27 protein-coding genes, 1 tRNA gene and 1 pseudogene are annotated in these 26,568 nt (G+C 72.9%); 15 read left to right on the forward strand and 14 right to left on the reverse strand.

The window, feature by feature from the left end:
* The first annotated feature begins 14 nt into the window (after window positions 1–14).
* From ACIQ6R_RS31305 to mnhG, 6 genes are read left to right on the forward strand one after another with little or no spacing between them, the layout of a single operon-like run.
* A complete protein-coding gene (locus tag ACIQ6R_RS31305) occupies window positions 15–2,930 on the forward strand; it encodes a Na+/H+ antiporter subunit A (protein ID WP_404224957.1) in 2,916 nt (971 codons plus the stop codon).
* Complete coding sequence (locus tag ACIQ6R_RS31310; protein WP_404183589.1) at window positions 2,927–3,688, forward strand: Na(+)/H(+) antiporter subunit C; 762 nt, start codon at window positions 2,927–2,929, stop codon at window positions 3,686–3,688. The genes ACIQ6R_RS31305 and ACIQ6R_RS31310 overlap by 4 nt, the downstream gene beginning before the upstream one ends.
* Window positions 3,685–5,355 (forward strand): Na+/H+ antiporter subunit D, encoded by a 1,671-nt coding sequence (locus ACIQ6R_RS31315; protein ID WP_404183591.1) that lies wholly within the window; start codon window positions 3,685–3,687, stop codon window positions 5,353–5,355. The genes ACIQ6R_RS31310 and ACIQ6R_RS31315 overlap by 4 nt, the downstream gene beginning before the upstream one ends.
* Complete coding sequence (locus tag ACIQ6R_RS31320; RefSeq protein ID WP_404224958.1) at window positions 5,352–5,951, forward strand: Na+/H+ antiporter subunit E; 600 nt, start codon at window positions 5,352–5,354, stop codon at window positions 5,949–5,951. The genes ACIQ6R_RS31315 and ACIQ6R_RS31320 overlap by 4 nt, the downstream gene beginning before the upstream one ends.
* Window positions 5,952–5,998: 47 nt before the next feature.
* Complete coding sequence (locus ACIQ6R_RS31325; RefSeq protein ID WP_404184069.1) at window positions 5,999–6,265, forward strand: monovalent cation/H+ antiporter complex subunit F; 267 nt, start codon at window positions 5,999–6,001, stop codon at window positions 6,263–6,265.
* A complete protein-coding gene (gene mnhG, locus ACIQ6R_RS31330) occupies window positions 6,262–6,627 on the forward strand; it encodes a monovalent cation/H(+) antiporter subunit G (RefSeq protein ID WP_404224959.1) in 366 nt (121 codons plus the stop codon). The genes ACIQ6R_RS31325 and mnhG overlap by 4 nt, the downstream gene beginning before the upstream one ends.
* A gap of 29 nt (window positions 6,628–6,656) precedes the next feature.
* Here mnhG and ACIQ6R_RS31335 read toward each other — a convergent pair whose 3' ends face one another.
* From ACIQ6R_RS31335 to ACIQ6R_RS31360, 6 genes are all read right to left on the reverse strand, one after another.
* On the reverse strand, window positions 6,657–7,184 hold the full coding sequence (locus ACIQ6R_RS31335) for an NUDIX hydrolase family protein (RefSeq protein ID WP_375920227.1): 528 nt from the start codon (window positions 7,182–7,184) through the stop codon (window positions 6,657–6,659).
* 311 nt (window positions 7,185–7,495) lie between these two features.
* Window positions 7,496–8,365 (reverse strand): hypothetical protein, encoded by an 870-nt coding sequence (locus tag ACIQ6R_RS31340; RefSeq protein ID WP_404224961.1) that lies wholly within the window; start codon window positions 8,363–8,365, stop codon window positions 7,496–7,498.
* Window positions 8,366–8,526: 161 nt separating this feature from the next.
* Window positions 8,527–9,177: an endonuclease gene (locus ACIQ6R_RS31345; protein WP_404224963.1), complete on the reverse strand. Its 651-nt coding sequence runs from the start codon at window positions 9,175–9,177 to the stop codon at window positions 8,527–8,529.
* A gap of 2 nt (window positions 9,178–9,179) precedes the next feature.
* Window positions 9,180–9,512 carry a DUF3140 domain-containing protein gene (locus ACIQ6R_RS31350; protein WP_404224965.1) on the reverse strand — a complete coding sequence of 111 codons (333 nt, stop codon included), beginning with the start codon at window positions 9,510–9,512 and terminating at the stop codon, window positions 9,180–9,182.
* Entirely contained in the window at window positions 9,458–9,796 is a 339-nt protein-coding gene (locus ACIQ6R_RS31355) for a WhiB family transcriptional regulator (protein ID WP_404224967.1), read from the reverse strand. Before ACIQ6R_RS31355 ends, ACIQ6R_RS31350 begins: the two co-directional genes overlap by 55 nt.
* Before the next feature lie 67 nt (window positions 9,797–9,863).
* Window positions 9,864–10,673 carry a lysophospholipase gene (locus tag ACIQ6R_RS31360; protein WP_404224968.1) on the reverse strand — a complete coding sequence of 270 codons (810 nt, stop codon included), beginning with the start codon at window positions 10,671–10,673 and terminating at the stop codon, window positions 9,864–9,866.
* A gap of 152 nt (window positions 10,674–10,825) precedes the next feature.
* Here ACIQ6R_RS31360 and ACIQ6R_RS31365 point away from each other — a divergent pair, with 152 nt between their 5' ends.
* From ACIQ6R_RS31365 to ACIQ6R_RS31380, 4 genes are all read left to right on the forward strand, one after another.
* The gene (locus ACIQ6R_RS31365) at window positions 10,826–12,013 is read left to right on the forward strand and encodes a thiolase family protein (RefSeq protein ID WP_404224969.1); all 1,188 of its coding nucleotides are present in this window, start codon (window positions 10,826–10,828) and stop codon (window positions 12,011–12,013) included.
* A 77-nt stretch (window positions 12,014–12,090) separates the two neighbouring features.
* Entirely contained in the window at window positions 12,091–13,623 is a 1,533-nt protein-coding gene (locus ACIQ6R_RS31370; RefSeq protein ID WP_404224971.1) for a long-chain fatty acid--CoA ligase, read from the forward strand.
* Between the two features lie 63 nt (window positions 13,624–13,686).
* A complete protein-coding gene (locus ACIQ6R_RS31375; RefSeq protein WP_404183616.1) occupies window positions 13,687–14,463 on the forward strand; it encodes a sulfite exporter TauE/SafE family protein in 777 nt (258 codons plus the stop codon).
* 69 nt (window positions 14,464–14,532) lie between these two features.
* Window positions 14,533–15,303: a cobalt-precorrin-6A reductase gene (locus ACIQ6R_RS31380; RefSeq protein ID WP_404224973.1), complete on the forward strand. Its 771-nt coding sequence runs from the start codon at window positions 14,533–14,535 to the stop codon at window positions 15,301–15,303.
* On the opposite strand, the gene ACIQ6R_RS31385 is transcribed toward ACIQ6R_RS31380, so the two are convergent.
* From ACIQ6R_RS31385 to ACIQ6R_RS31395, 3 genes are all read right to left on the reverse strand, one after another.
* Entirely contained in the window at window positions 15,290–17,362 is a 2,073-nt protein-coding gene (locus ACIQ6R_RS31385; protein ID WP_404224974.1) for an MDR family MFS transporter, read from the reverse strand. The two genes, ACIQ6R_RS31380 and ACIQ6R_RS31385, sit on opposite strands and share 14 nt — an antisense overlap.
* 90 nt (window positions 17,363–17,452) lie before the next feature.
* Entirely contained in the window at window positions 17,453–18,226 is a 774-nt protein-coding gene (gene cobF / locus ACIQ6R_RS31390) for a precorrin-6A synthase (deacetylating) (RefSeq protein ID WP_404224975.1), read from the reverse strand.
* A gap of 71 nt (window positions 18,227–18,297) precedes the next feature.
* Complete coding sequence (locus tag ACIQ6R_RS31395; protein ID WP_404183628.1) at window positions 18,298–18,837, reverse strand: DUF309 domain-containing protein; 540 nt, start codon at window positions 18,835–18,837, stop codon at window positions 18,298–18,300.
* A gap of 100 nt (window positions 18,838–18,937) precedes the next feature.
* On the opposite strand from ACIQ6R_RS31395, the gene ACIQ6R_RS31400 reads away from it, so the two are divergent.
* Window positions 18,938–19,011: transfer RNA gene (locus ACIQ6R_RS31400), tRNA-Pro, on the forward strand.
* Window positions 19,012–19,151: 140 nt separating this feature from the next.
* On the opposite strand, the gene ACIQ6R_RS31405 is transcribed toward ACIQ6R_RS31400, so the two are convergent.
* Both ACIQ6R_RS31405 and ACIQ6R_RS31410 read right to left on the reverse strand, forming a co-directional pair.
* On the reverse strand, window positions 19,152–19,574 hold the full coding sequence (locus tag ACIQ6R_RS31405) for an ankyrin repeat domain-containing protein (protein WP_404224976.1): 423 nt from the start codon (window positions 19,572–19,574) through the stop codon (window positions 19,152–19,154).
* Window positions 19,571–20,014, reverse strand: coding sequence for a MarR family winged helix-turn-helix transcriptional regulator (locus ACIQ6R_RS31410; RefSeq protein WP_404224977.1), 444 nt, complete (start codon window positions 20,012–20,014; stop codon window positions 19,571–19,573). Before ACIQ6R_RS31410 ends, ACIQ6R_RS31405 begins: the two co-directional genes overlap by 4 nt.
* A 156-nt stretch (window positions 20,015–20,170) precedes the next feature.
* On the opposite strand from ACIQ6R_RS31410, the gene ACIQ6R_RS31415 reads away from it, so the two are divergent.
* The 4 genes and pseudogenes from ACIQ6R_RS31415 to ACIQ6R_RS31430 all read left to right on the forward strand — a co-directional run bounded on the left by ACIQ6R_RS31415 (window position 20,171) and on the right by ACIQ6R_RS31430 (window position 22,808).
* Complete coding sequence (locus ACIQ6R_RS31415; RefSeq protein ID WP_404224979.1) at window positions 20,171–20,725, forward strand: quercetin 2,3-dioxygenase; 555 nt, start codon at window positions 20,171–20,173, stop codon at window positions 20,723–20,725.
* The gene (locus ACIQ6R_RS31420) at window positions 20,707–20,991 is read left to right on the forward strand and encodes an alpha/beta hydrolase family protein (RefSeq protein ID WP_404224980.1); all 285 of its coding nucleotides are present in this window, start codon (window positions 20,707–20,709) and stop codon (window positions 20,989–20,991) included. Before ACIQ6R_RS31415 ends, ACIQ6R_RS31420 begins: the two co-directional genes overlap by 19 nt.
* 67 nt (window positions 20,992–21,058) lie before the next feature.
* Window positions 21,059–21,736, forward strand: a complete 678-nt coding sequence (locus ACIQ6R_RS31425) for an NUDIX domain-containing protein (RefSeq protein ID WP_404183643.1) — start codon at window positions 21,059–21,061, stop codon at window positions 21,734–21,736.
* A gap of 86 nt (window positions 21,737–21,822) precedes the next feature.
* Window positions 21,823–22,808: pseudogene (locus ACIQ6R_RS31430) on the forward strand (aldo/keto reductase).
* A 147-nt stretch (window positions 22,809–22,955) separates the two neighbouring features.
* On the opposite strand, the gene ACIQ6R_RS31435 reads toward ACIQ6R_RS31430, so the two are convergent.
* Genes ACIQ6R_RS31435 through iolB form a run of 3 tightly spaced genes read right to left on the reverse strand, consistent with a single transcriptional unit; the run spans window position 22,956 to window position 26,555 of the window.
* Window positions 22,956–23,741 (reverse strand): GntR family transcriptional regulator, encoded by a 786-nt coding sequence (locus tag ACIQ6R_RS31435; RefSeq protein ID WP_404183649.1) that lies wholly within the window; start codon window positions 23,739–23,741, stop codon window positions 22,956–22,958.
* A 49-nt stretch (window positions 23,742–23,790) separates the two neighbouring features.
* On the reverse strand, window positions 23,791–25,665 hold the full coding sequence (gene iolD / locus ACIQ6R_RS31440; RefSeq protein ID WP_404224982.1) for a 3D-(3,5/4)-trihydroxycyclohexane-1,2-dione acylhydrolase (decyclizing): 1,875 nt from the start codon (window positions 25,663–25,665) through the stop codon (window positions 23,791–23,793).
* The gene (gene iolB, locus ACIQ6R_RS31445; RefSeq protein WP_404224985.1) at window positions 25,662–26,555 is read right to left on the reverse strand and encodes a 5-deoxy-glucuronate isomerase; all 894 of its coding nucleotides are present in this window, start codon (window positions 26,553–26,555) and stop codon (window positions 25,662–25,664) included. Before iolB ends, iolD begins: the two co-directional genes overlap by 4 nt.
* Window positions 26,556–26,568: the final 13 nt, after the last annotated feature.

The raw sequence follows: 26,568 nt of genomic DNA on the forward strand, positions 1-26,568 counted from the left end.
TATATCACTGTCGGGTGTCCGCGCTCATCCTCTGCCACTTCGCGCTCGCGCTGTTCGCCGCGCCGCTGGTGAGGTGGTGGGGGACCCGCGCCTTCCTCGTACTGGCCCTGCCGCCGGCGGCGGCGGCCGTCTGGGCGGCCACCAGGTGGAGCACGACGGCCGCGGGCGGCGCCGACACCGTCGAGCGGTCCTGGCTGCCCGCCTACCGCGTGGACTGGGCGCTGCGGCTGGACGCCCTCGCCGAACTCATGGTGCTGCTCGCCGCGGGGGTGGGTGCCCTCGTCCTGGTCTACTGCGCCTCCTACTTCGACGACCGGTCGCGGCGACTGGGCAGGTTCGCCGGGAACCTCCTCGCCTTCGCCGGGGCGATGCTCGGCCTGGTCCTCGCCGACGACCTCGTCCTGCTCTACATCTTCTGGGAACTGACGACGATCTTCTCCTATCTGCTGATCGGCCAGACCAGCGACCACAAGCGGAACCGGCGCAGCGCCCTGCAGGCCCTGACGGTCACCACGCTCGGCGGACTGACCATGCTCGTCGGCTTCCTGATCCTGGGCCACGAGGCGGGCACCTACCGGATCTCGGCGATCCTCGCCGACCCGCCGTCCGCGTCGGCGGCGCTGTCCACCGCGATCGTGCTGATCCTCGTCGGCGCCCTCTCCAAGTCCGCGATCTGGCCGTTCAGCCTGTGGCTGCCCAACGCCATGGCCGCACCCACGCCGGTCAGCGCCTATCTGCACGCCGCCGCGATGGTCAAGGCCGGCGTCTACCTCATCGCCCGGCTCGCTCCCGCGTTCGCGGAGGTCACGCCCTGGCGGCCGCTCCTGCTCGTGCTCGGCTCCGCGACGATGCTGCTGGGCGCCTGGCGGGCGCTGCGCCTGAACGACCTCAAACTCGTCCTCGCGTACGGAACCGTCAGCCAGCTCGGCTTCCTCACCGTCCTCGCCGGCGCGGGCCGGCACGACACCGGTCTCGCCGCCACCGTCATGATCCTCGGCCACGCCCTGTTCAAGGCCCCGCTCTTCCTGGTCACCGGGATCATCGACCACGCCACCGGCACCCGCGACCTGCGAGGACTCTCCGGCCTCGGGCGCCGGCTGCCCGCCGTGTGCGCCGTCGCCGTGGTCGCCGGACTGTCCATGGCCGCCGTGCCGCCGCTGCTCGGTTTCACCGCCAAGGAGGCCGCCTTCCAGTCCCTCCTGGACGGGGACACCGCCGACCGCTGGGCGCTCGCCATGACCGTCGTCGGCTCGGCCCTGACCACCGCCTACACCCTGCGCTACCTGTGGGGTGCCTTCGCCCGCAAACCCGGCCTCCCGGACACCGACGCGCACCCCGTCCCGCCGGCCTTCCTCGCGCCGCCCGCCGTGCTGGCCCTGGCCTGCCTCGTCCTCGGACCCGGCGTGTCCTGGCTCCAGGGGCTCCTCGGTACGTACGCCGGGCAGTTCCCCGTACCCGCCCACCCCTACCACCTGGCGCTGTGGCACGGGGCCGGCCTCGCCCTCGGCCTGTCCTGCGCGGCCTGGGCGGGCGGTGTCCTGCTGTTCCTCGCCACAGGCCCCGTCCAGCGTGTCGGGCAGGCCCTGGCCTGGCGTTCCGCCGACCGGAACTTCGGACGGCTGCTGCTCGCCCTGGAGCGCACCGCCCTCCAGTGCACCGGCTTCGTGCAGCGCGGCTCGCTGTCGGTGTACCTCGTGACGACCATGAGCGTGGTCCTCGCCGGACAGATCGCCGTACTCGTCGCCGACGAACCCTGGACCGGCGTGCCCGCACCGCGCCTGTGGGACACCCCGGCCCAGGCCGGTGTGGCCCTGCTGACCTGTGCCGCCGCCGTGCTGTGCCTGGGCGTGCGGCGCCGGATGAAGGCCGTCGTGCTCGCCGGGCTCACCGGTTACGGCACCGCGCTGCTCTTCGTCGTGCAGGGCGCGCCCGACCTCGCGCTGACCCAGTTCTGCGTGGAGACCGTCTCGATGATCGTCTTCGTGCTCGTGCTGCGCCGGATGCCGGTGTACTTCGAGGAGAACTACAGCCGGTGGCGGCGCGCGCTGCGCATGCCGGTGGCGCTCGCGGGCGGCGCCGCCGTCGGCCTCGTCGTCTGGATCATGGCGGGGCACCGCCGGGCCGACAGCGCCGGGGCGGCGATGGTCGAGGAGACCGCCCACCACGGCCTGAAGGACGTCGTCGCGACGATCCTCGTCGACCTGAGGGCCTGGGACACCATGGGGGAGTCCGCGGTACTCGCCGCCGCCGCGATCGGTGTCACCAGCCTCATCTACCTGCACCGCCGCACCGACGGCGCCGAGCAGCCCGTACTGCCGCTGCCCGGGGACCACCCGTACGCCGGCCTGCGCACCGCCTGGCGGGCGACCTCGTACGAATCGGCGGGCCTGCCCAGCGGCGACGAGGGCGCACCGGAGCGGACCTGGCTCGCGGCCAGTTCCACCCTCGCTCCCGAGCGCCGCTCCGTGGTCCTGGAAGTGGTCGCGAGCCTCATCTTCCACCCCATCCTCGTCCTCTCCGTCTACCTGCTGATGTGCGCGGAGAACCTGCCGGGCGGTGGCTTCGTCGCCGGCCTGACCGCCGGCGTCGCCTTCATCGCCCGCTATCTCGCGGGCGGGCGGCACGAACTCGCCGACGCCGTGCCCTTCAAGGCGGGCATGTTCACCGGGCTCGGCCTGTTCCTGTCCACCGGAGTCGCACTGGGGGGCCTGGCCGAGGGCACCGTGCTGCACGGCTGGACCTGGCACGGCCACCTGCCCGTGTGGGGCGAGGCCCACCTGTCCACCGCCGTCCTCTTCGACTGCGGCGTCTACCTCCTCGTGCTCGGCGTGGTCCTGGACATCGTGCGGGCCCTCGGCGCCCGCATCGACCGGCAGATCGAGCGGGCCGCCGGCCGCGGCACCCCGCGCGGAGAGGCGGGCCCCGCGTGACCGTGAGCCTCTCCCTCCTGGTGGCCGCCGCCGTCCTCAGCGCCGTCGGCGCCAGCCTGCTGCTGACCCGGTCACTGACCCGGATCCTGCTCGGCGCGGTCGTCCTGGGCAACGGCGTCAACCTGCTGGTCCTCGCCTCGACGGGCAGCGCGGGCGCCGCGCCGCTGCTCTACCCGCACGTCGTCCGCAACCGGGTCACCGACCCGCTGCCCCAGGCCATCGCCCTCACCGCGATCGTCATCACCCTCGCCACCACGGCGTTCCTGCTCGCCATGGCCTACCGCAGCCACCAGGTCACCGGCTCCGACGAGATCAGCGACGACACCGAGGACCGGCTGGTCGCCCTGCGCGCCGAGTTCCTCGACCGGCGCGGCGAACTGCGCGACCGCTACCGCGAGGCGCGCGCCGAGCACGGCACCGACCCCGAACTGGGCGCCCGCTACCGCGCCGCCCGCAAACGGCTGCGCCGGCGGGTCCGCGAGGAACGCGCCTACCAGGCCCGCGCCAACGACGTCTCCGGGAACCTGTGGAACGACATCCTCGGCGCCGACCCGGAGGACTACCGCGAGGGCCGGGAGCTGGGCACCACCGACCCGTCGGGCCGTCCGGGCCCGGCGCCGGCCCGTGTCGCCGGGCCCTCCAACGACCCCGAGGAGACCGGCCGCGAACCCGACTCGCGCCCCGGCGAGGACTCCGGCCACCCGCCGCCCGACCAGCCCGACGACCCCGGGGGCGCCGGCACGGAAGGAACCAGGTGAACGCGCTCGTCCCCCTCCCCGTCCTGCTGCCCCTGTGCGTCACGGGCCTGAAACTGGCCATCGGCCCCCGGCTCCAGCGGCTCCAGCGCTTCATCACCCTCGCCGTGCTCGGCGCGGTCCTCGTGCTCTCCGTGATTCTCATGGTGGCCGCCGACCGCCACGGTCCGCTCAGCGTGCATCTCGGCGACTTCGCGCCGCCGGTCGGCATCACCCTCGTCGCCGACCGGCTCGCGGGCCTGATGCTCACCGTGTCCAGCGCCGTCACCCTGCTCGTCAACCTGTACTCGCTGGGCCAGGGCATGGCCGACCGCGACGACCAGACACCGGTCGGCGTCTTCCACCCCGCCTACCTCATCCTCGTGGCAGGCGTCTCCTGCACCTTCCTGGCCGGAGACCTCGTCAACCTCTACGTCGGCTTCGAGATCATGCTCGTCGCGAGCTTCGTCCTGCTCACCATCGGCGGTACCGCGACCCGCGTCCGGGCCGGGTCGACGTACGTGATCATCTCGCTGTTCTCCTCGGTGCTCTTCCTCGTCGCCATCGCCATGACGTACTCGGTCGCGGGGACCGTCAACTTCGCGCAGCTCGCGGGGCGGCTGCAGGAAGTCCCGCCCGGGGTGCGCACCCTGCTGGAGGCGATGCTGCTGACGGTCTTCGCGATCAAGGCGGCGGTGTTCCCGCTCGCGGCCTGGCTGCCCGACTCCTACCCGACCGCGCCCGCACCGGTCACCGCGGTCTTCGCCGGCCTGCTGACCAAGGTCGGCGTGTACTCGATGCTGCGCACCCAGACCCTCCTCTTCCCCGGCCACCGCCTCGGCGACCTGCTGATGCTCGCCGCGCTCGCCTCCATGGTCATCGGCATCCTCGGCGCGGTCGCCCAGACCGACCTGAAGCGGGTGCTCTCCTTCACTCTCATCAGCCACATCGGCTACATGGTCTTCGGTATCGCGCTCGCCGGACGCGGCTCGATCGCCGGGGCGATCGTGTACGTGGCCCACCACATCACCGTGCAGACCACCCTCTTCCTCGTCGCCGGGCTGATCGAGCGGCGCGACGGCACCACGGAACTCACCCGCCTCGGCGGCCTGGCCAAGTCCGCGCCGCTGGTCGCCGTGCTGTTCTTCGTGCCCGCCATGAACCTCGCGGGCATCCCGCCGCTCTCCGGGTTCATCGGCAAGCTCGGTCTGATGCGGGCGGGCGTCGACGACGGGGGCGGCTGGGCCTGGGCACTGGTCGCCGGGTCCGCCGCCACCAGCCTGCTCACCCTCTATGTCATGGCCAAGGTCTGGAACCTCGCGTTCTGGCGCGACGCTCCGCCCGGGACCGAGGGCGAGGGCAGGGTGCTGGAATCGGCCGAGGACGAGCCCGGCGACGACGCGAACGACGAAGCCGGGGCGGACGCGGCAGGCGGCGAGGACGGGGCGGAGACCGGCGCCGGGCGCGGCCTGCCGGTGCCGGCGGGTGCCGTGGTCCCGGCCAGTTTCCTGGGCCAGACCATCACCACCACCAGGCGGCTGCCCTGGCCGATGCTGGTCGCGACCGGCGCCGCGGTCGCCCTCGGTCTGCTCTACACCGTGCTCGGTGGCCCCTTCACCACCTTCACCGAGGCCGCCGCCACCGAACTCCTCGCCCGGACCCCCTACATCGAGGCGGTGCTCGGCCGATGAGCAACCTCTTCCGCGACCGTTCCCCCTACAGCTGGTCCTTCCGCCTCGGCAGCGGCAGACGCGTTCTCGAACTGCCGCTCATCGCCTGGCTCACGGTCATCTGGATCCTGCTGTGGGGCACCCTGTCCTGGGCCAACCTCGTCAACGGCGTCATCGTCGCGGTGTGCCTGTGTCTCGCGTTCCCGCTGCCCGCCGTCGACCTCGGCCTGCGGCTGCGTCCGCTGGGCATCCTGCGGCTCGCGGTCTACCTGCTGTACGACATGTTCTCCTCGAGTGTCGAGGTCACCCGGCAGATCTTCGCCAAGGGCCCGTACCCGGCCGCGGTCGTGGCCGTCCCGCTGCGGGTGCGCAGCGACCTCATGCTCACGGCCACCGCCGTGGCCGTCTCCAACGTCCCCGGCGGCTCCGTGATCGAGGTGCGCCGGTCGACGGCCACCCTGTTCCTGCACGTCCTCGACGCCGACGACCCCGGCGAGATCGAGAGCGCCCGGCGGTCGGTGTGGCGCATGGAGGAACTCGTGGCCCGCGCCTTCGGCACCGCGGAGGACATCGCACTCGCCGCCCAGCCCGTACCGGAAGGGGACCCCTCGCCGTGACCACCCTGCGTGCCGTCGAAGAGGCCGTGCTGGTCGCCTCGGCCGTGATGATCCTCGTCGCGGGCGCCCTGCTGCTGTACCGCGTCTGGTACGGGCCCTCGATGCTGGACCGCGCGGTCGCCCTGGACGTGGCAGCGGCGCTCATCATCGCCGGCCTCGGCGTCAAGGCCGCCCACGACGGCGACTCCTTCTACTTCCCGGTGATGCTGGTGCTCGCCTTCCTGGGCTTCACGGGCTCGGTGGGCATCGCCCGGTTCATCGCCGTACGCGACCGGCCCTCGGTGCGCGCGGACGGCAGGGAGGACCACCGGTGAACGCCTGGGCCGAGGCCGCCGACCTGACCGGGGCGGTCCTCCTGTTCCTCGGCTGCCTGCAGTGCCTGCTCGGTGTGATCGGGATGCTCCGCTTCCCCGACGTGCTCTCCCGCAGCCACGCCGCCACCAAGCCGCAGACCCTCGGGGTGCTCCTCGTCCTCGTCGGCGTGGCGCTGCGACTGCGCCACGGCATCGACATGGGCACCCTCGCCCTCATCGTCTTCTTCCAGTTCCTCACCGGCCCGGTCGCCTCCCACCTGGTGGCCCGCTCCGCCTACCGCACCGGCCAGACGGGGTCCCGGGGTCTGCTCCGGGACGACCTGGATCCGCAGTTGAGCGACGGGGAGCGGCCCGGGGAGTAGCCCCGTGGGGGAGGGCGGCCGCCGGCGGCTCAGACCACGCAGCCCACATGCGCCAGCGCTTGCTTCAGCAGCACCCCGTGTCCGCCCGGCATCTCGCTCTGCACCGCTGGTGACAGAGCCTCCCGCGGGCTGAACCACACCAGGTCCAGCGCGTCCTGCCGCGGCCGGCAGTCGCCGGTCACCGGCACGACGTAGGCGAGGGAGACCGCGTGCTGCCGGGGATCGTGGTACGGCGTGACGCCGTGCGTGGGGAAGTACTCGGCCACCGTGAACGGCTGGAGCGAGGACGGCACTCGGGGCAGCGCCACCGGGCCGAGGTCCTTCTCCAGGTGACGCAGCAGGGCGTCCCGGACCCGCTCGTGGTGCAGTACCCGGCCGGAGACCAGCGTCCGGCTGACCGTCCCGTCGGGACCGATGCGCAGGAGCAGGCCGACGCTGGTGACTTCCCCGCTGTCGTCGACGCGCACGGGCACGGCCTCGACGTAGAGGATCGGCATGCGGGCGCGTGCCATCTCGAGTTCGTCGGTCGACAGCCAGCCCGGCGTGGTTTCGGTCATGTCAGACATCGCTTGATCATACTTTCAGCCGTTCCCGCTTCCCGGGCGGCGCTCCGGGACTGTGACCGGTCCCACGCCGCTCTGTCGCCTTCCACCAGGCTGCCGGGCGGCGTGGAGCGAGCCGGACCGGCAGTCGGCGCAGACCCTCATTGTGCCGTCCGGTGATCACGGTGTCCGGTTTTCGCCCGAGGTGGGCACACGGCGGTGCGAGGTGGGCACACGGCGGTGCGAGGTGCGTACACGGCGGTGTCCCACGCCGCGTCGGGTGACGCGCTACGGGGCATGGGTGCCGGGGCCGTCCGGAGAGGCCGTCAGTCGAGGTTGGTGGGCCGCGGTGACGGGGTTCCGCCGTCCAGGACGGTCTTCAGGCGCTCGGTGCCCTGCCGCACCGCCTGCTCCACGGAGGCGGCCTCGTCGCCGTCCAGGCCGCCGCCGGTGACGGTGAGGGCGGAGGTGCCGACGCGTACGGCGACGATGTCCAGGGTGAGCGTGGCCGGGTTGTCCGCGGCGGTGCCCTGGACGGTCACGTGGAGGCCTTCACGCGCGTCGCCGACCTCGGGCACCGAGGCCTCGGTGACCTGGACCGTGCGCTTCTCGCCCGCCTCGTCGGTCGCGGTGAACTGATCGCACTCCTGCGGCAGGGCGTCCATCCACTTCAGGCCGGCGTCGAGTCCGGCGCGGTCGTAGGCGGCGACCTGCTCCAGCAGGCGGGAGTCGCCCTGCTCGAAGCCGGTGAGCGCCGAGGGGCCCGACGGTTGGCCCAGCAGATTGTCGCGGTAGAGGCCGTCGAGGAGTTTCTGGCAGTCCGCCGCGTCGGTCTTGGCGGTGAGGAAGTCGGAGACGTCGACCTCGCCGACGAGCAGCCGGTCGCGCCACTTGTCCGCGTCCTGGACCTGGTTCCAGTCGCCCTCCAGGTCGGCCTCGGTGAGCAGGGCGGCCTTCGCGCCCGGCTCGGTGAGGGCGGAGGGGGAGGCGCTGGGGGAGCCGGTCGGGGAGCTCGTGGGCGAGCCGCTCGGGGTCTGCCGCGCCGCGTTCTGCTCGGCGGCGCGGGCCTGTGCGGCGGTGTCCGAGGCTGTCCCCGACCCGCCGCCGTCGTCCGAGCAGGCCGCCGTGGTCAGCAGCGCGCCCGCCGCCAGGGCGGAGGCCATGAGACGGACGGGGTGGGACGGACGACGGCTCATCGCGGATGCCTCCTGGGACGTGACACGGTGCCCCCAGCGCACCACCGCACCCGCGGACGCACCAGCGCACGGGGTCGTTCGGGTGACCGGCAGTCGTGACCGGCAGTCGTGACCGGCAGTCGTGACCGGCAGCCGTAGTCGGCGGCCGTGGCCGGGAGGGCTCATCCGGCGCGGTCGAGGATGTCCCGCGCGACCTCCTTGTCCACCGACGCGCGCACCAGCGCCGCCGCGAGGACGGCCGGTTCCGTCGTCCCGGCGAGGTCGAGGAGCCGGTCGGGATCGTCCGGCAGACCCAGACGCTCCGCGCCCCGGAGGGCCTTGCGGTCCAGGTAGGGCGCGGCCTCCGGCCAGACGCGCTGGGCCTCGCGCAGGAAGATGTCCGCGCCGGTCGGGCCCACCCCGGGGAACTCCTGGATCAGCCGCCCCATTTCGGGCACCTCGCCGTCCGCCTCCTTCCGGAGTCGGCGCAGGTCCCCGCCCCATCGCTCGGTCAGCAGTGTGGCGCCGTCGCCGAGCTGGGTGGCGGTGCGCTCGTCGTAGCGCCGGTAACCGCCCCGGCCGAGCGCGTCCACCCGCTCCTGCCAGTCGGCGTCGGCCATGCGGCGCGGGTCGCGCAGCCCCGCCTCGTGCAGGGCACGGGCGGTGGCCACGGCGATCGAACTGCTGATGCGGGCGCTGAGCAGATGGGCGAGGACGAGCAGCCGGTACAGCGGTTGCGGGGTGTCCTTGAGCCGGATGCCCGCCTCCTCGGCGTACGTCTGCCCATGCGCGTCGACCAGTGCCCGTACGACCCGCCGTTGGTCACGGCTCACGCCTACGGTTTCAGCGGGTCGTGACCGACCGTCATCAGCCGGTGCCTGAGCCGGGTGTCCTCGGACCGGGGCTCGTTCTCCAGGTCGGCCTGCGACGTCACGGTGTCCACGACCTTGCGCATCGCCCGGAGGTCGTCCTCCGTCAGGTCCGTGCGCCGTTTCTGCAGGATCGCGAGGACGTGCTGCCCCAGTGGTGACCCGGCGTCGTCCGGCAGTGGCTCGGTCAGCTCGCCGGAGTCGCGCACCCGGAGCCAGTCGGAGAGTTCCGCGGAGGTCATGTTCACCACGCGGTGGAAGTCCTCCCACAGTGCGTCGAGTTCGAGGGCGTCGGCCATGAGTTGCCCCTCTTTTCGTCGTGCGTATGCGCGTATTGCGCGGGTGTACGGAGCAGAGCGACGCGCTCCTCCTCGCCGGTGCCTCCCCACACGCCCGACGTCCGCCCCAGCTTCAGGGCGAACGCCAGGCACTGGGTGCTCACCGGGCACCGGGCGCAGACGGCCTTGGCGGCCTCGGTGTCCCGCAGAGCCGGTCCGGCCGTGCCCACCGGGAAGAACAGTTCGGGGTCCTCATCCACGCAGGCGGCGCGGCGCAACCACTCCATGGGGGCGCGGGTGCCCATGGGGCTCCCGGGCAAACGCCCGCGCCGGACCCCGCCGGACCGCCGGACCCGCCGGACGCCCCGGCACTCAGCGGGCGAGTACGCCGTCCAGGAAGTGCGTGACGTCGGTGAACACCTCCGCGCGGTTCGTCTCGTTGAAGATCTCGTGCCGGGCGCCCGGGTAGACGCGCTCGGTCAGGTCGCCGCCGCTGAGCCGCTCGACGCCTGCGCGGCTGCCGGGCAGCGGTACCAGCCGGTCGTCGTCGCCGTGCGCCCACAGCAGGGGAAGCGGGCCGATGTCGCCGCTCTTGGCCACGGTGTCGAGGGCCTGTACGAACGCCTGAGCCGTCGGCCGCTTCATGGGGCCGTGCCACACCAGCGGGTCTGCCGCGTACGCCGCGCCGACCGCCGGGTCCCGGGAGAGGGAGGACGGGCTGATCGGGGTGTCGGGGATCTCCTCCAGGGCGAGCAGCGTGCGCGGCAGCTCCCAGTCGCCGATGACCGGCCCGGACAGCACCAGTGCGGTCAGCTCGCCGGGGTGGCGCTGGGCGTAGCGGGAGGCGATCAGGCCGCCCATGGAGTGCCCGATCATGACGACCGGCAGACCGGGGTGGGCGGCCCGGGCCCACTCGGCCACGGTGTGCACGTCGGTGACCACGTCCTCGAAGTCCTCGATCAGCACCCGCTCGCCGTCCGACCGCCCGTGCCCGGTGTGGTCGACGCCGTACACGGCCGCACCGTGCTCCGTCAGGACGCCGGCCACCTCGTCGTAGCGGCCGATGTGCTCGCCGTATCCGTGTACCAGCAGCGCCACGTACGTGGGCCGCTCGGCGGGCCACTCGCGGGCGGCGAGCCGTCCCCGCGTTCCGGTCAGGACGTGCTCGCGGGCCTCGGTCATCTCTCCTCCAGCTGCGTCGGTGAAGGTCACCGGAGGATCTTCCCAGGGAGCCGTCCGGCGGTCTATAGTCCAAAACTAGCAGTGCTAATTAAGTGTTCGTCCCGAGTGTTCGTTCGCCGCCCGGCGACCGAGTGACGGTCAGGAGTCCCCTCGTGCGTCCCGTCCACTTCGCGGCCGCCCGCCGCACCCCGATCGGCAAGCTCCGCGGCGCCCTGTCCACCGTGCGGCCCGACGACCTAGCCGCCGCCGTGATCCGTGGCCTGGTCGCCGACGTGCCCGCGCTCGACCCCGCCCGCGTCGACGACGTCTACTGGGGCGCCGCCAACCAGGCCGGCGAGGACAACCGCAACGTCGCCCGCATGGCCGCCCTGCTCGCCGGCCTGCCCGAATCCGTGCCCGGCGCCACGGTGAACCGGCTGTGCGCCTCCGGCCTGGAGGCCGTCACGACCGCCGCCCGCACCATCGCCGCCGGCGAGGCCGACATCGTGCTCGCCGGCGGCTCGGAGTCCATGAGCCGCGCCCCCTTCGTGCTGCCCCGCCCCGACGAGGCCCTGCCGCACCGCGTCGAGACCGTCGACACCCGGCTCGGCTGGCGCCTGGTCAACCCGGCGATGAAGGACCTGCACGGTCTGCTGGCCATGGGCGAGACCGCGGAGGAGGTCGCCGAGCGGTACGGCATCCCGCGCGAACGCCAGGACGAGTTCGCCCTGCGCAGCCACCGTCTCGCCGCCGAGACCCGGAAGAACGGCCACTTCGACGACGAGCTGCTCCCCGTCGAACGCCCCGACGGCGTGGTCGTCGACACCGACGAATGCGTCCGCGAGGACACCTCCGTCGAGAAGCTGGGCCGTCTCAAGCCGGTCTTCCGCGCCGACGGCACCGTCACGGCGGGCAACGCCTCCCCGATGAACGACGGCGCCGCCGGCCTCCTCCTGGTCAGCGAGGAGGCCCTGAACGACCTGGGTCTGGAGTCCCTCGGCCGTTACGTCGCGGGCGGCTCGGCCGGCGTCCACCCGGACGTCATGGGCATCGGCCCGGTCCCCGCCACCCGCAAGGTCCTCGCCCGCGCCGGCTGGAGCATCGACGACCTCACGGCGGCCGAGTTCAACGAGGCCTTCGCCGCCCAGGCCCTCGCCTGCGTGGACCAGCTCGGCATCGACCCCGAACTGGTCAACCCCAGCGGCGGCGCCATCGCGCTGGGCCACCCGCTCGGCTGCTCCGGCGCCCGCATCCTGACCACCCTGCTCCACCGCATGCGCCGCACGGGAGCGGCCCGCGGGCTCGCCACGATGTGCGTGGGCGTGGGACAGGGCAGCGCGGTGCTGGTCGAGCGGCACTAGCCCCAGCCGGACGCACATCATCCGCCCCCTGCTGCGGAGCCGCAGCAAGGAAGCAGCAAGGAACGGAGCAACACTCCATGGCAACCCTCTCCGTCGCCGCCATCCTCGCCGAGAACGCCCGGCGCCGTCCCGACAAGGAGGCGCTGGTCGAGGGCGACCTGCGGCTGACCTTCGCCGAGGTGTGGCAGCTGGCCCGGGCCCAGGCCGGCGCCCTCACCGGCCTGGGCGTCCGGCCGGGGGACCGGGTCGCGCTGATGGCGCCGAACACCGCCGACTTCCCGCAGGCGTACTACGCCATCGCCGCGACCGGTGGCGTCGTCGTCCCGGTCCACCTGCTGCTGTCACCGGCGGAGGTCGAGCACGTCCTGCGCGACAGCGGTGCCACGCTGCTGTTGTGCCACCCGGCACAGGCGGAGACCGCAGCGGCCGCCGCGCGGGAGGCGGGCGTACGGGTCGTCACCCTCGGCGACGAGCTCGACAAACTCGCGGCCGACGCCGAGCCACTGCCCTCCTACGTCACCCGCGACGCCGACGACCCGGCCGTCGTCTTCTACACCAGCGGCACCACCGGCGTCCCCAAGGGCGCCGTGCTCAGCCACTTCAACCTGGTGATGAACGCGACCGTCAACGCCTTCGACGCCAACGACATCCGGCCCGACGACGTCGCACTCGGCGCGCTGCCGCTCTTCCACGCCTTCGGCCAGACCGTCTCCCTGAACTCCACCTGGCGCGCCGGAGCCACCCTCGTCCTGCTGCCGCGCTTCGACGCGGCGCGCGCGATCGAACTGATGGTGCGGGAGAAGGTCAACACCTTCCACGGCGTCCCGACCATGTTCGTCGCCCTGGCCGCCGCGGCCGCCGGAGCCGACGTCCTGCCCGGCCTGCGGGTGTGCGTCTCCGGTGGTGCCTCGCTGCCGGTGGCCGTCCTGGAGCGGTTCGAGGCGGCTTTCGGCGCGAAGATCTACGAGGGGTACGGGCTGTCGGAGACCTCCCCGGCGGCGGCCGTCAACCAGCCGGTGTTCGGCGCCAAGCCCGGCACCATCGGCCACCCCCTGTGGGGCGTGGACGTGGAGATCGCCCGAGCGGAGACCGAGGGCACCGTCGAGCTGCTGCCGCCCGGTGAGCTGGGCGAGGTCGTCGTACGCGGCCACAACGTCTTCTCCGGCTACCTGGGCCGCCCGGAGGCCACCGCCGAGGCGCTCGTCGACGGCTGGTTCCGCACCGGGGACCTCGGGGCCAAGGACGACGAGGGGTTCCTCCGGATCGTCGACCGCAAGAAGGACATCATCATCCGGGGCGGTTACAACGTCTACCCGCGCGAGGTCGAGGAGGTGCTGATGCGCCACCCCGGCATCGCGCAGGTGGCCGTCATCGGCCTCCCGGACGAACTGCACGGCGAGGAGGTGTGCGCCGTCGTCGTCCCGGCCCCCGACGCGACGCCGGACGCCGCCGAGATCACCGAGTGGTCCAAGCAGTACCTCGGCAAGTACAAGTACCCGCGCCGCGTGGAGTTCGCGGACGCGCTGCCGCTCGGACCCAGCATGAAGGTGCTGAAGCGGGAACTGCGGGTGCTCTACGCGGACCGCCAGGGCCTGTCCGTCAGGCAGTGAGGGCCGTCAGGCGAGACGGTGCTTACGGGCACCGGACGGGTGCGCATAGCATCGGTGCCCGCAATGGACACCATGACGCTGTGGCACCTCACCGGCTGGCAATTCGCCGCACTCGCCTTCGCGGCCCTGCTCGTCGGCTTCTCCAAGACCGCCGTGAGCGGGGCCAACACGGTCAGCCTCGCGATCTTCGCGGCGGTCCTGCCCGCCCGCGCCTCCACCGGCATCCTGCTGCCGGTGCTGATCGCCGGTGACATCCTGGCCGTGCTCACCTACCGGCGCCACGCACACTGGCCCACGTTGTGGCGGCTGTTCCCGGCGGTGGCGGTCGGGGTGGTCGCGGGCACGCTGTTCCTGGTGTGGGCCGACGACGCGATCGTACGGACGTCGATCGGTGTGATCCTGCTGTTCATGGCCGGGGTGACGATGTGGCGTCGGCGGCAGGCCGCCGACGCGGACGGGCGGCCCGACGAGATCGCCTCCGGGGCCGGCCGCGTGAAGGCCCGCTCGTACGGCGTCCTCGGCGGCTTCACCACGATGGTCGCCAACGCGGGCGGCCCCGTGATGTCGATGTATCTCCTCTCCGCGGGCTTCCGCAAGCTCGGCTTCCTGGGCACCTCGGCCTTCTTCTTCCTGATCGTCAACGTCTCCAAGCTGCCCTTCAGTGCGGGCCTCGGCCTGATCGACGGCCGCTCGCTGCTTCTCGACGCCGCGCTCGTGGTGTTCGTGGTGCCCGGGGCGTTCCTCGGCACATGGGCCGTGACCCGCATCAACCAGCGTCTGTTCGAGCGGCTGGTGATCGCGGCGACGGTGGTGGGGGGCCTCCAGCTCCTGCTGCCCTGACGGACCGCAGGGCAGGCGCCGTGCCTTTCCCGCGACCTGATCCGCCGGACAGGCCTTAGTCTCGACGCCATGTCCCGCCTGCCCCCGTCCCCGCACGTGCTGATCCTCGGCGGCACCACCGAGGCCCGCCGCCTGGCCGCCGAGCTGGCGGCGCGATCCGGCGTCCGCGTCACCACCTCCCTCGCGGGACGCGTGACCCGGCCGGGCTCCCTCGCCGGGGAGGTGCGGACCGGCGGCTTCGGCGGACCCGACGGGCTGGCCGCTTGGCTGCGCGAGCAGCACGTGGACGCCCTCGTCGACGCGACCCACCCGTTCGCCGGGACGATCACGGCGAACGCGGTCCTCGCCGCGGCGGCCACGGGCACCCCCACGGTGATCCTGCGCCGCCCCGGCTGGCAGGCCGGGCCCGGCGACCACTGGCACCCGGCCGCCTCCCTCGCCGAGGCGGCCGACCTGCTGCCGGGCCTCGGCCGCCGCGTCTTCCTGACCACCGGACGACTCGGCCTGGCGGCCTTCGCGCAGCTGCCCGACCACCACTTCGTCGCCCGCTCGGTGGAGCCCCCCGAGCCGCCCCTTCCACCGGACACCCGCGTGCTGCTGGCCCGCGGCCCGTTCACGGAGGCCGACGAGACGGCCCTTCTGCGCGACCACCGCATCGACGTACTGGTGACCAAGGACAGCGGGGGAGCGGCCACCGCGGCCAAACTCACGGCGGCCCGGGAGCTGGCCCTCCCGGTGGTGGTCGTCCGCAGGCCCCCGCTGCCGCGGGGCGTGGACGCGGTGTCCGACGTGCCGGCGGTTCTGGAACGGCTGGAGCGGCTGGGGCTCAGCGGGCCGTGACCGGCTGCCGCATGCGCTCCGGCAGGCCGCTGCTCAGGTCCTCGACCAGCAGACGCCTGGCGATCGAGTCGACCGCGGCACGCAGCTCCGTGTCCGAGGGCCGGCCGATGTCCTGCTCCACCCGGTCCTCCAGCCACGCCGACCAGGCCCGGCCGATGACCAGGGCCTCGCGGGCGCCCGCGTCGGTGTGCGAGAGCAGGGAGCCGTGGCGGGTCAGGAAACCCTCCTCGACCATGCGGTCGAAGACCGGCAGCAGCACTTCCGGCGGCAGCCGGCGGCGAGCGGCGATCAGGCCGAGGCTGGCGTGCCCGACCAGCCGGGTGAACAGGTCGACCTGCATGACGGCCCAGGCGCCGGCGACATCGAGCCGGGTGTCGCTGTCCGCGATGATCCGGCGCGCGGTGTCCAGCTCCGTACTGCCGATGATCTTTCCGACGGAGGCCTCCAGTGCCCGCCTGTTGTCGGCGTCGTGCGGTGAGGCGAAGCCCTCGCCCATGTCGGTGGAACCCAGCCGGGCGCTGTCGCGCAGCTGGACCTGCTTGAGGAACAGCGCGACGAGGAAGCCGAGCGCCGCGACCGGGACCGTCCACAGGAACACGGTCTGGATGGTGTCCGCGTACGCGCCGACGATGGGCAGCGACGCGTCCGGCGGCAGCCGGTGCACGCCCTCCGGACTGGTCGCCGCCCTGCTGATCGCGGCCGGATCGGCGGCGCCGGTCCCCGCGGCGGCGGTGACGCCGTCCCGCAGGTTGGGGCCGAGCGCGTTGGCGTAGATGGTGCCGAAGACGGCGGTGCCGAAGGAACTGCCCAGCGTGCGGAAGAAGGTCACGCCGGAGGTCGCGGTGCCGAGGTCGGCGTAGTCGACGGTGTTCTGCACGGCGATGGTCAGCACCTGCATGGACAGGCCGATGCCCGTGCCGAGCACGAACATGTACAGCGACTCCAGCCAGGCGCCCGTGGACGGGTCCATGAGCGACATCAGGTACAGACCGACGCCCATCACCAGGGTGCCCACGATCGGGAAAAGCCGGTACCGCCCCGTCTTGCTGACCACGCTGCCGCTGAAGACCGACGCGATCAGCAGCCCGGCCACCATCGGCAGTGTCCGGACGCCCGAGACGGTGGCCGAGTCGCCGTCGACGTACTGCAGATAGGTCGGCAGATACGTCAGCGCGCCGAGCATCGCGAAGCCGACGATGAAACTGAGGATCGAGCAGACCGTGAACACCGGGTTGGAGAACAGCCGCATCGGCAGCATCGGTTCGGCCGCCCGGGTCTCCACCCGGCAGAACAGCCCGAGTGCGATCAGCCCGCCCGCGAACAGGCCGATGATCACGGCCGAGCCCCACGCGTACTCGTTTCCGCCCCAGCTCGTCGCCAGGATCAGGGCGCTCGCGCCGACCGCGATCAGCGCGATGCCCAGGTAGTCGATGACGGGACGGGCGGCCGACTTCACCACCGGGATGGTGCGCGCGGCGGCGATGACGACGACGATCGCGATGGGCACGTTGACGTAGAACGCCCAGCGCCAGGACAGGTGGTCGGTGAACAGCCCGCCCAGCAGCGGCCCGATGACCGTCGCCACGCCGAACACCGCGCCGATGGCGCCCTGGTACTTGCCGCGCTCCCGCAGCGGGATGACGTCGGCGATCAGCGCCATCGACGTGACCATCAGACCGCCCGCGCCGATGCCCTGCATCGCCCGCCAGATGATCAGCAGCGGCATGCTCGTCGCCAGCCCGCACAGGAACGAGCCCGTGATGAACACGATCGCCGAGACCTGGAAGACGACCTTGCGGCCGAACATGTCGCCGAACTTGCCGACCAGCACCGTGGCCACGGTCTCCGCGAGCAGGTACGAGGTGACCACCCACGACATGTGCTCGCCGCCGCCCAGATCCGACACGATCGTCGGCAGCGCGGTGCCGACGATCGTCTGGTCGAGGGCCGCGAGCAGCATGCCCAGCATGATCGTGACGAAGACGACGTTGCGGCGGCGCTTGTCGAGCACGGGCGGCTGCGCGGCGGCGTTCCGTGGTGTTTCCTCGGCGACTGTCACACGGTCACGATCACACCGGTGCACCGGCCACGCATGCGGGGCCGGTCCGCCCGGGTGCGGCCGCCGGGCCGGGCCGGGCAGCCGGTCCGGCTAGCCGTCGCCGGGGTTGCGCCGCAGCAGGTACGTGTCCATGATCCAGCCCTTGCGCTCCCGCGCCTCCGCGCGCAGCCGCTCGATGCGGGGCGCGGCCTCGGCGATCGGGCCGGAGGCGAGGATCTCGTCCGGGGTGCCTATGTAGGCGCCCCAGTAGATGTCGATGTCCTGGTCCGCGTACTGCCGGAAGGTCTGGTGCGCGTCGAGCATCACCACGACGTCGTCCACCCCTTCGGGGAAGCCCTCCGCGAGCCGCCGCCCGGTGGTGATCTGCACCGGCCGCGCCACCCGGTTCAGCCCGGTCCGGTGCCGGGCGACGAGGGAGGAGACGCTGCTGATGCCCGGTACGACGTCGTACTCGAAGGCCACCGCGCCGCGCTCCAGGATCTCCTCCAGGATGCCCAGCGTGCTGTCGTAGAGCGCCGGGTCGCCCCACACGAGGAAGGCACCGCTCTCGTCCTCGCCCAGCTCCTCGGCGATCAGCCGCTCGTAGATGCCGGCGCGGGCACTGCGCCAGTCCCCGACGGCGGGGGAGTACGCCGTGCCGCCCGCGCTCCGGTCCCGCTCGGGGTCGCGCGCCTCGACGACCCGGTACGTCCCCTCCGGTATGTGCGTCTCCAGCATGTCCCGGCGCAGCCGCACCAGGTCGGCCTTCACCTCGCCCTTGTCCAGGACGAAGAACACGTCCGTGCCGCGCAGCGCCCTGACCGCCTGCAAGGTGAGCTGGTCGGGGTCGCCCGCGCCGATACCGATCACATGAATCTTCCGCACGCCACGAGTCTGCCGTACGCCACTGACAACCCCCTGGCCGGGCTGCCCTCAGCGCTGCGGCGGGGCCGGCGTCAGCCGCGCAGCCGAGGTGCCCGTCCCCCCGCGTCCACGGTCGCGCCGCCCTCCACGTCCCGCGCCAGCTCCCGGGCCCACCCGGCGACCCGGTCCAGGTCCATCCCGTACGGCCGCCCCCGTCCGGACGCCGAAGCCGCCCACTCCGTCACGGCCCCGGCCCCGCGCCGCAGCAGCCTGGCCCCGCCGGTGACGTTGCCGCGTGCCGCGTGCGTGAGTCCCACGGCCAGCTGGGCCATCCCCCGCCACAGCTCCCGCTCCTCCTCGGGACCCGACTTCCAGGCGTCCTCGAACACCTCGTGGGCGTGGAAGGGCCGCCCCGCGTCCAGCAGCCGCTGCGCCTCGGCCACCGTCTCCTCGGGGGCCCGTACGACGCCTTCCGGCTGGCGGGGGACGCCGTCCTCGCCGTACGGCAACGGGCGGCCGAGACCGTCCCGGGGCCGGGCGTTGCGCGCCCGGCCCTCGTCGTCGCGGTCCCGCGCGTTCACCGGCAGGTTCGCGGCCGTGCTGTCCATGGGGCTGTCGGCAGGGCTGTCCATGGGACCGATTGTCCCCCGCCCGTGCCCGCTTAGGAGTCACCCGGGGTGTGGGGTAAAGTGCTGTCCGCGTGATCGCGCGGTTCGCCGCGTGTCAGCAGACCGGGACGTGGCGCAGCTTGGTAGCGCACTTGACTGGGGGTCAAGGGGTCGCAGGTTCAAATCCTGTCGTCCCGACGGTGTGAAGGGCCTTCACGGGCGATGATCCGTGAGGGCTCTTTTGCTGTGCCGCCCTGTACCGCACAGGGCCACCTGTGCCGTCTTGTGCGCGCCCCGATCCGCCGGATGCGCCCCTGTGCCGCCCTTCCCGCCGGGGATCACGACCGCGGGCGTGCCCCCGCCGCGACGAGCAGGTCCGCCGTCTCCGGATACGGCCCCTTCGACGCCCAGTCGAGCGGTGCCCAGCCCGTGCCGTGGTCCTCTCGCAGGTTCGGGTCGGCGCCGTGTTCGAGGAGTGCGCGTACGGCCTCGGTATGTCCCCAGCAGGCGGCCCCGCACAGCGGTGTGCCCTCCGAGCCGATCCCGCTCTCCGTGTCGGGCGAGGCGCCGGCCGCCAGCAGCACGCGGACGATGTCGGCGGCCCCGTTCACGGCGGCCTGGTACAGCGGCGTGGTGCCCGCGGTGTCGGCCGTCTCGGCCGGCGCTCCGGCTCGCAGTACCGCTTTCACCCGTGCGATGTCACCGACCAGCGTCGCGTCGACGAGACGCCGGGACAGCTTCTTGTGCCGTCGCCTGTTCACGGGGCCTCCACGACCGGCGGCTCGCCGCGCGGCAGAGTCAGGGCGGTCCGCAGTGCCGTGGCCCGCGCGGCGCCGATGCGGTCGGCCAGGACGCCCTCGATGACGTCGAGGGTGGCCTGGGCGCGTCGGTGGACGCGGGTGCCCTCCGCGGTGATACGGATCAGGCGGTTGCGTGCCGAGGAGGGGTCCGGCACCTGTTCCAGCAGGCCCAGGGCGAGCAGCCCGTGCACGGCCTGGTGGGCGGTCTGACGGGTGACGCCGAGACGGCGGGCAAGCTCGGCGACCGTGGTGCCTTCCGCGTCCAGGAGGGCGAAGACCTGACCCTGGGCGCTGCTCAGCGGCTGTTCACCCGCCGCCCGCATGCTCGCCGTCAGCGCGTCGTCGAGCCAGCGCTTGGCTCCGGCCAGCAGCAGGGGCAGGTTCTGTTCGGCTTCCGTCATGTCTCCTCGGGTTCCTCCGGCTCCGAGCATACGGGCAGCCTGGCCAGGTGTTTCCGCTATTTCCCGTGCACGAGCTGTTGCCGCCGCCGGCTGTCAGGTAGCCTGACGCCGGAAAGAACGTCAGGCAGCCTGACCTTGAGATCGACCGGAGGCTTCGTGACCATCGAATTCGCCAGGCGCTCGCACTCCCTCATCCCCGCCGAACCGGGCAAGCCCTACTTCATCGAGAAGGGCATGGGGGATCGCGCCCACCTCTTCGGCGACCTGATCACCGTCTACGCGGGCGGCCCGCAGACCGAGAACGCCTTCAACTTCTTCACCTGCGAGGGCCCCAAGGGCGACCTCATCCCGGCCCACTCCCACCCCGGCACCTACGAGGTCTTCTTCGTCACGCAGGGCGCCGTCCGGCTCTTCGTGGAGGACCTCCGGGGCGAGCAGGAGGAGAGGCTGCTCACCGCCGGCGACTTCGGCTTCGTACCGAAGAACTGCCCGCACGCCTACCGCATCGAACGCCACCACAGTCAGATCGTGGGCGTCGCGGCCGGCCCCGGGGGCACCTTCGAGCGGTTCTTCGAGACCCTCGGCACCGACACCGACGAACTCGGTCCGCCACGACGGCCGTACGTGCCCGAGCCGCACAAGTTCGCTACCGTGCCGCAGCGGTACGACGTGACCTTCCTGCCCGACCACCAGTGGCGCACGGGAAGCTGAGGGCACGGGGGCGTACGTATGGGCGCCGGCCGGCCCTCTCGTGGGCGCGCTGTGCGCCGCCCTTCCTGATCCTGCACGGAGCCGAGGACACCGTCGTCCCCGCCGCCCGGGGAGAGGCACTCGCCTCCGCACCGCGCGCGGTGGGCGCGGAGGCCGGCTTCCGGACCGTCCCCGACGCCGACCACCTGTGGACCGGGGCGGCCGAATGGGACGTGGAGGACCGCTTCACCGCCTCCCTCGACTTCGTGCGCGGCCGGACCGGGTGATAGAAGCGGGCATGAGCAACTTGCCCTGCACCGTGCCGCCGAAGCCTCTCCGTCCCGGCGGCAGCCGATGACCGCCGGCATCGACACCCCGGACCGCCGGGGCCGCACCGGACTCGACCGGGCCGGCCGGGACCTGACCGGCAACCCCCGGGTCAGGGTCCGGGACGTACGGCTCCTCTCCAGCCACTGGTACGTCGAACGCACCACGACCTTCGACTACCGGCGAGCCGACGGCACCTGGAGCACCCAGGAGCGCGAGACCCACGACCGCGGCAACGGTGCCACCGTCCTGCTCTACGCCGCGGAACGCGAGACCGTGCTGCTCACCCGACAGTTCCGCCTCCCCGTCTACGTCAACGGCCACCCCGACGGCATGCTGATCGAGACACCCGGCGGGCTGCTCGACGACGAGGACGAGCACCCCGAGGTCGCCGTGCGGCGCGAGGTCGTCGAGGAGACCGGGCACACCGTCGGCGCGGTCCGGCACGTCTTCGACGTCTACATGAGCCCCGGCTCGGTCACCGAGCGCGTCAGCTTCTACGCCGCCGCCTACGGCCCGGCCACCCGCACCCACGAGGGCGGCGGCCTGGACGAGGAGGGCGAGGACATCGAGATCCTCGAACTGCCCTTCCGCCGGGCCCTGGAGATGATCCGTACCGGCGAGATCGCCGACGCGAAGACCATCATGCTGCTCCAGTGGGCGGCGCTGGAGGGCCCGTTCGCCCGCCCTGCCGGAACGGACTGACGCCGAAGCCGCTTGACTTGAAGTGCACTTCAAACCGAAGACTCCCTCTCGTGCCCGGACGACCGGGCACGAAGGGGAGGAACACCATGAAGTACCGCACCATCGGCACCGACCCGGCCCACCGTCGTGAGGTGAGCGTGCTCGCGCTCGGCGCCATGCTGTTCGGCTCGCTGACCACGAGAAGACCTCCTTCGCCGTCCTCGACCGCTACGTCGAGGCCGGCGGCAACTTCATCGACACGTCCGACAACTACGCCTTCTGGACGGACGGCGGCCAGGGCGGCCAGAGCGAGGAACTCCTCGGCCGCTGGCGGCGCAGCCGCGGTGTCGGCGACGAGATCGTCATCGCCACCAAGCTCGGCGCCCGCCCCCTGGCCCCCGGCACCAGCTACACCGACAACCCCGAGGGCCTGTCGGCCAAGGTGATCCGCGAGGCGGCGGACCGCAGCCGCGACCGGCTCGGCGTCGACAGGCTGGACCTGCTGTACGCGCACATCGACGACCACACCGTGCCGCAGCGCGAGACCGTCGAGGCGTTCGGTGAACTGGTCGCGGAGGGCACCGTCGGACTGCTCGGCGTCAGCAACCAGGCGGTGTGGCGCGTGGAGCGGGCCCGCGCCCTCGCCGCCGCGGCCGCACTGCCCGGCTACGAGGTGCTCCAGTACCAGCACAGCCACCTGCGTCCCCGCTTCGACGTGCCCGGCGACTTCTCCCCGGACGGCAGCCTCGGCCACGCCGGCGCGGAACTGCTCGGCTACCTGCGCGCCGAGCCCGCCCTGACCCTGGTCGCCTACTCACCCCTCCTGGCCGGCGCCTACGACCGCGACGACAAGCCGCTGCCCCCGGACTACGACCACCCGGGCACCCCCGCCCGGCTCGCGGTGCTCCGCGACATCGCCCGGGAGACCGGCGCCACCGCGGGCCAGGTCGTCCTCGCCTGGCAGATCGGCGCCGAGCTGCCGATCGTCCCGCTGGCCGGCGCGTCGTCGGTGGCACAGCTGGAGGAGAACCTGGCCGCCGTGGACCTGGACCTCACCCCGGACCAGCGGACCCGCCTGGACACGGTCCACTGACCCGGGAAAGGCACCGGTGACCCCGGGAAAGGCACTGGCCCGGTCCGAGCCCGGCCGACCAGCCTCGCCGGGCGTGGCCACCGGCGCCGGGCGCGCGAGCGGGTACCCGGCGCCGTGTTCCACCGCCGGCCTCACCGGCGTCGGCACTCAACTCCTCACCAGCAGTTGGAAGTCGAACGCGTACCGGGACGCGCGGTACAGGTGCGTCCCGTACTCGACCGGCCGCCCGGTGTCGTCGTACGCCGTGCGCTGCATGGTCAGCAGTGCGGCGCCCTCCCTCTCGTCCAGGCGGTCCGCCTCCGTGCGGGTGGCCGAGCGGGCGCCCACCGTCTGGCGGGCGCTGTGCAGGGTGATGCCGGACGCGCGCATCATCCGGTACAGGCCGGTCGACTCCAGGCGGGCGTCGTCGAGGTCCAGCAGCGTCGCCGGCAGGTAGTTGCGCAGCAGCGCCACCGGCTGGCCGTGGGTGAGGCGCAGCCGGTCCAGGACGGTGACCTCGCCGCCCTCCGCGATGCCGAGGGCCGCCGCCACATCGGCCGGGGCGGGTACGCCCTCGTTGCGCACCACCCGTGTGGTGGGCCCCTGACCGGCCGCCTCCAGGTCGTCGTAGAGACTGCTCAGCTCCAGGGGGCGTTTGACCTGGCTGTGCACCACCTGCGTGCCGACCCCGCGCCGCCGGACCAGCAGCCCCTTGTCGACCAGGGACTGGATGGCCTGGCGGACGGTCGGCCGGGACAGGCCGAGGCGGACGGAGAGGTCCACCTCGTTGCCCAGCAGGTTGCCCGGGGCGAGGACGCCGTGTTCGATCGCAGCCTCCAACTGCTGGGCGAGCTGGTAGTACAGCGGCACCGGACTGCCCCGGTCCAGGGTGAAGTCCAGGGTGCTGAGCGCGGGGGCGGTCGCGGCACGTGCGGGGTCGCCGGTCTTCGCCATGGACGTACCTCCCTCGAGTAGGTGACGGGGCGTCATGGGAGACGGCCCGTCAGAGGTGACGGCGGCGGTCGGCTACGGCGCGCTCGTACTCCGCGCGGGCCTCGGTGGCGGCCTCGCGGGCGGACACCTCGGCCACCGGCACGTCCCACCAGGCCTCGGCCGGGGGAGCGGTCGGCGGCGCCGGGTCGGTCTCCACGTACACGCAGGTCGGACGGTCCGCCGCGCGGGCCGCCCGCAGAGCCTCGCGCAGTTCCCCCACGGTCTTGGCGCGCAGGACGTCCATGCCGAGGCTGGCCGCGTTGGCGGCGAGGTCGACGGGGAGCGGGGCGCCGGTGAAGGTGCCGTCGGCGGCGCGGTGGCGGTAGTCGGTGCCGAAGCGCTCGGCGCCGACCGACTCGGACAGGCCGCCGATGGAGGCGTAGCCGTGGTTCTGGACCAGGACCAGCTTGACCGGCAGGTTCTCCTGCACGGCGGTGACGATCTCCGTCGGGTTCATCAGGTACGTGCCGTCGCCGACCAGGGCCCACACCGGCGTGCCGGGTGCGGCCTGCTGGACGCCGAGCGCGGCCGGGATCTCGTAACCCATGCACGAGTAGCCGTACTCCAGGTGGTACTGGCGCGGCGAGCGGGCCCGCCACAGTTTGTGCAGGTCGCCGGGGAGCGAACCGGCCGCGTTGATCACCACGTCCTCGTCGCCGACGACCGCGTCCAGCGCGCCCAGCACCTGCGTCTGGGTCGGCACGGCGCTGTCGTCGCCGGCGCGGAAGGCCGCCGCCACCGTCTCGTCCCAGCGGGCCTTGCCGGCGCGGTACTCGGCCTCGTACGACGCGTCCACCCGGTGGCCGGACAGCGCCTCCGTCAGCGCCGTGAGCCCCGTCCGGGCGTCGCAGACCAGGGTGCGGGCGGCGAGCTTGTGGGCGTCGAAGGCGGTGATGTTGAGGTTCAGGAAGCGGACGTCCGGGCGCTGGAAGAGGGTGCCGGAGGCCGTGGTGAAGTCCGAGTAGCGGGTGCCGACCCCGATCACCAGGTCCGCCGTGCGGGCGAGGTCGTCGCTGACGGCGGTGCCGGTGTGGCCGACGCCGCCGAGGTCGGCCGGGTGGTCGTGGCGCAGCGTGCCCTTGCCGGCCTGCGTGGAGGCGACGGGGACGCCGGTGGCGTCGACCAGCGCCTTCAGCGCCTCCTCGGCCTCGCTGTGGTGGATGCCGCCGCCCGCGACGATCATCGGGCGCTCGGCGGCCCGGACCGCCCGCACCGCCTCGGCCAGTTCCACCGGGTCGGGCGCCGGACGCCGTACGCGCCAGATCCGGTCGGCGAAGAACTCCTCCGGCCAGTCGTACGCCTCCGCCTGCACGTCCTGGGGCAGCGCGAGGGTGACCGCGCCGGTCTCGGCCGGGTCGGTGAGCACGCGCATCGCCTGAAGGGCGGAGGCGATGAGGGCCTCGGGGCGGGTGACGCGGTCGAAGTAGCGGGAGACGGGGCGCAGGGTGTCGTTGACGGACACGTCGGCCTCGGTCGGGTGCTCCAGCTGCTGGAGCAGCGGGTCGGCGGCGTGCGAGGCAAAGTAGTCGCCGGGCAGGAGCAGGACCGGCAGGCGGTTGATGGTGGCCAGGGCGGCGCCGGTGACCAGGTTCGTGGCGCCGGGGCCGATGGACGTCGTCACCGCCTGCGCGGACAGCCGGTTGAGCTGTCGGGCGTGGCCGACGGCCGCGTGCACCATGGCCTGTTCGCTGCGCCCCTGGTGGTAGGGCATGACGTCGGCGTACTGGACGAGGGCCTGGCCGAGGCCGGCCACGTTGCCGTGGCCGAAGATGCCCCAGGTGCCCGCGATCAGGCGGTGCCGTGCACCGTCGCGTTCGGTGTACTGGGCGGCCAGGAAACGCACCAGGGCCTGGGCGGTCGTCAGTCGGCGGGTGGCGGCGCTCATGCGGACCTCTCCGGTGCGGTGTAGAGGGGGAGTCGGGGGTCGACCGGCTGGTCCGCCCAGGTGTCGCGGACCCAGGCGTGGTCGGGATGGTCGCAGATCAGCCAGGCGCGTTCGGCGTCCGGGCCGGCCATGACGTTGAGGTAGTACATGTGGTGGCCCGGGACGGCCATCGACGGTCCGTGCCAGCCGTCGGGGATGAGGACCACGTCGCCGTCGCGCACCTCGGCCAGCACGTCCGTGCCCTGCCCCCGCCCGGACGGGGAGACCCGCTGGTAGCCGAGGCCGGGGCTGCCGTCGTGGTCGGCGAACTCGAAGTAGTAGACCTCCTCCAGTACCGACTCCTCGCCGGGGCGGTGCTCGTCGTGCTTGTGCGGCGGGAAGGAGGACCAGTTGCCGCCCGGGGTGACGACCTCGACCGCGATGAGCCTGTCGCACTCGAACACCCCGGCCGCACCGAAGTTGTTGACCTGCCGCGAGCAGTTCCCCGTGCCGCGCAGCTCCACCGGAACGGACGACGCCGGGCCGTAGCGGCTGGGCAGGCGGCGGGTGCAGCGGGCGCCGGTGAGGGCGAAGCGGCCGCCGCCGGTGGAGGTCACGGTCGTGCGGGCGTCGCGCGGTACGTACGCGAAGTCGCTCACGCCGCTGAACACGTCGGTGCGGCCGGTGAGTTCGAAGGTGGCCTGACCGAAGTCGTCGGCGGTGGCGACCGTGCAGCCGCCGCTGAGCGGCAGGACGATCCACTCGCTGTCGCCGCTGTCGAAGGTGTGGCTGCCGCCGGGCGGCAGGTGCAGCACGCGCAGGGCCGCGTGGCCCCAGCCGGCCACCTCGGGGGTGACGTCCACGGCGTACGGGCCGCTCGCGGCCTTGCCGGCGGAAAGGTGATACGTCAACGGATCCTCCTCT

Origin of the sequence: Streptomyces sp. NPDC096048 (genome assembly GCF_044763415.1) — a bacterium.
In the GTDB taxonomy this organism is placed as follows: domain Bacteria; phylum Actinomycetota; class Actinomycetes; order Streptomycetales; family Streptomycetaceae; genus Streptomyces.

What these genes read in the sequence shown, in the direction of transcription:
- ACIQ6R_RS31350 (WP_404224965.1), bottom strand. Translation starts at nt 9,512, where the DNA reads ATGGCCGACGCCCTCGAACTCGACGCACTGTGGGAGGACTTCCACCGC.
- ACIQ6R_RS31425 (WP_404183643.1), top strand. Translation starts at nt 21,059, where the DNA reads ATGACCGCCGGCATCGACACCCCGGACCGCCGGGGCCGCACCGGACTC.
- ACIQ6R_RS31320 (WP_404224958.1), top strand. Translation starts at nt 5,352, where the DNA reads ATGAGCAACCTCTTCCGCGACCGTTCCCCCTACAGCTGGTCCTTCCGC.
- ACIQ6R_RS31335 (WP_375920227.1), bottom strand. Translation starts at nt 7,184, where the DNA reads ATGACCGAAACCACGCCGGGCTGGCTGTCGACCGACGAACTCGAGATG.
- ACIQ6R_RS31355 (WP_404224967.1), bottom strand. Translation starts at nt 9,796, where the DNA reads ATGGGCACCCGCGCCCCCATGGAGTGGTTGCGCCGCGCCGCCTGCGTG.
- ACIQ6R_RS31410 (WP_404224977.1), bottom strand. Translation starts at nt 20,014, where the DNA reads ATGACGGAAGCCGAACAGAACCTGCCCCTGCTGCTGGCCGGAGCCAAG.
- ACIQ6R_RS31435 (WP_404183649.1), bottom strand. Translation starts at nt 23,741, where the DNA reads ATGGCGAAGACCGGCGACCCCGCACGTGCCGCGACCGCCCCCGCGCTC.
- ACIQ6R_RS31360 (WP_404224968.1), bottom strand. Translation starts at nt 10,673, where the DNA reads ATGACCGAGGCCCGCGAGCACGTCCTGACCGGAACGCGGGGACGGCTC.
- ACIQ6R_RS31375 (WP_404183616.1), top strand. Translation starts at nt 13,687, where the DNA reads ATGGACACCATGACGCTGTGGCACCTCACCGGCTGGCAATTCGCCGCA.
- ACIQ6R_RS31325 (WP_404184069.1), top strand. Translation starts at nt 5,999, where the DNA reads ATGATCCTCGTCGCGGGCGCCCTGCTGCTGTACCGCGTCTGGTACGGG.
- ACIQ6R_RS31395 (WP_404183628.1), bottom strand. Translation starts at nt 18,837, where the DNA reads ATGGACAGCCCTGCCGACAGCCCCATGGACAGCACGGCCGCGAACCTG.
- ACIQ6R_RS31370 (WP_404224971.1), top strand. Translation starts at nt 12,091, where the DNA reads ATGGCAACCCTCTCCGTCGCCGCCATCCTCGCCGAGAACGCCCGGCGC.
- ACIQ6R_RS31340 (WP_404224961.1), bottom strand. Translation starts at nt 8,365, where the DNA reads ATGAGCCGTCGTCCGTCCCACCCCGTCCGTCTCATGGCCTCCGCCCTG.
- iolD (WP_404224982.1), bottom strand. Translation starts at nt 25,665, where the DNA reads ATGAGCGCCGCCACCCGCCGACTGACGACCGCCCAGGCCCTGGTGCGT.
- ACIQ6R_RS31380 (WP_404224973.1), top strand. Translation starts at nt 14,533, where the DNA reads ATGTCCCGCCTGCCCCCGTCCCCGCACGTGCTGATCCTCGGCGGCACC.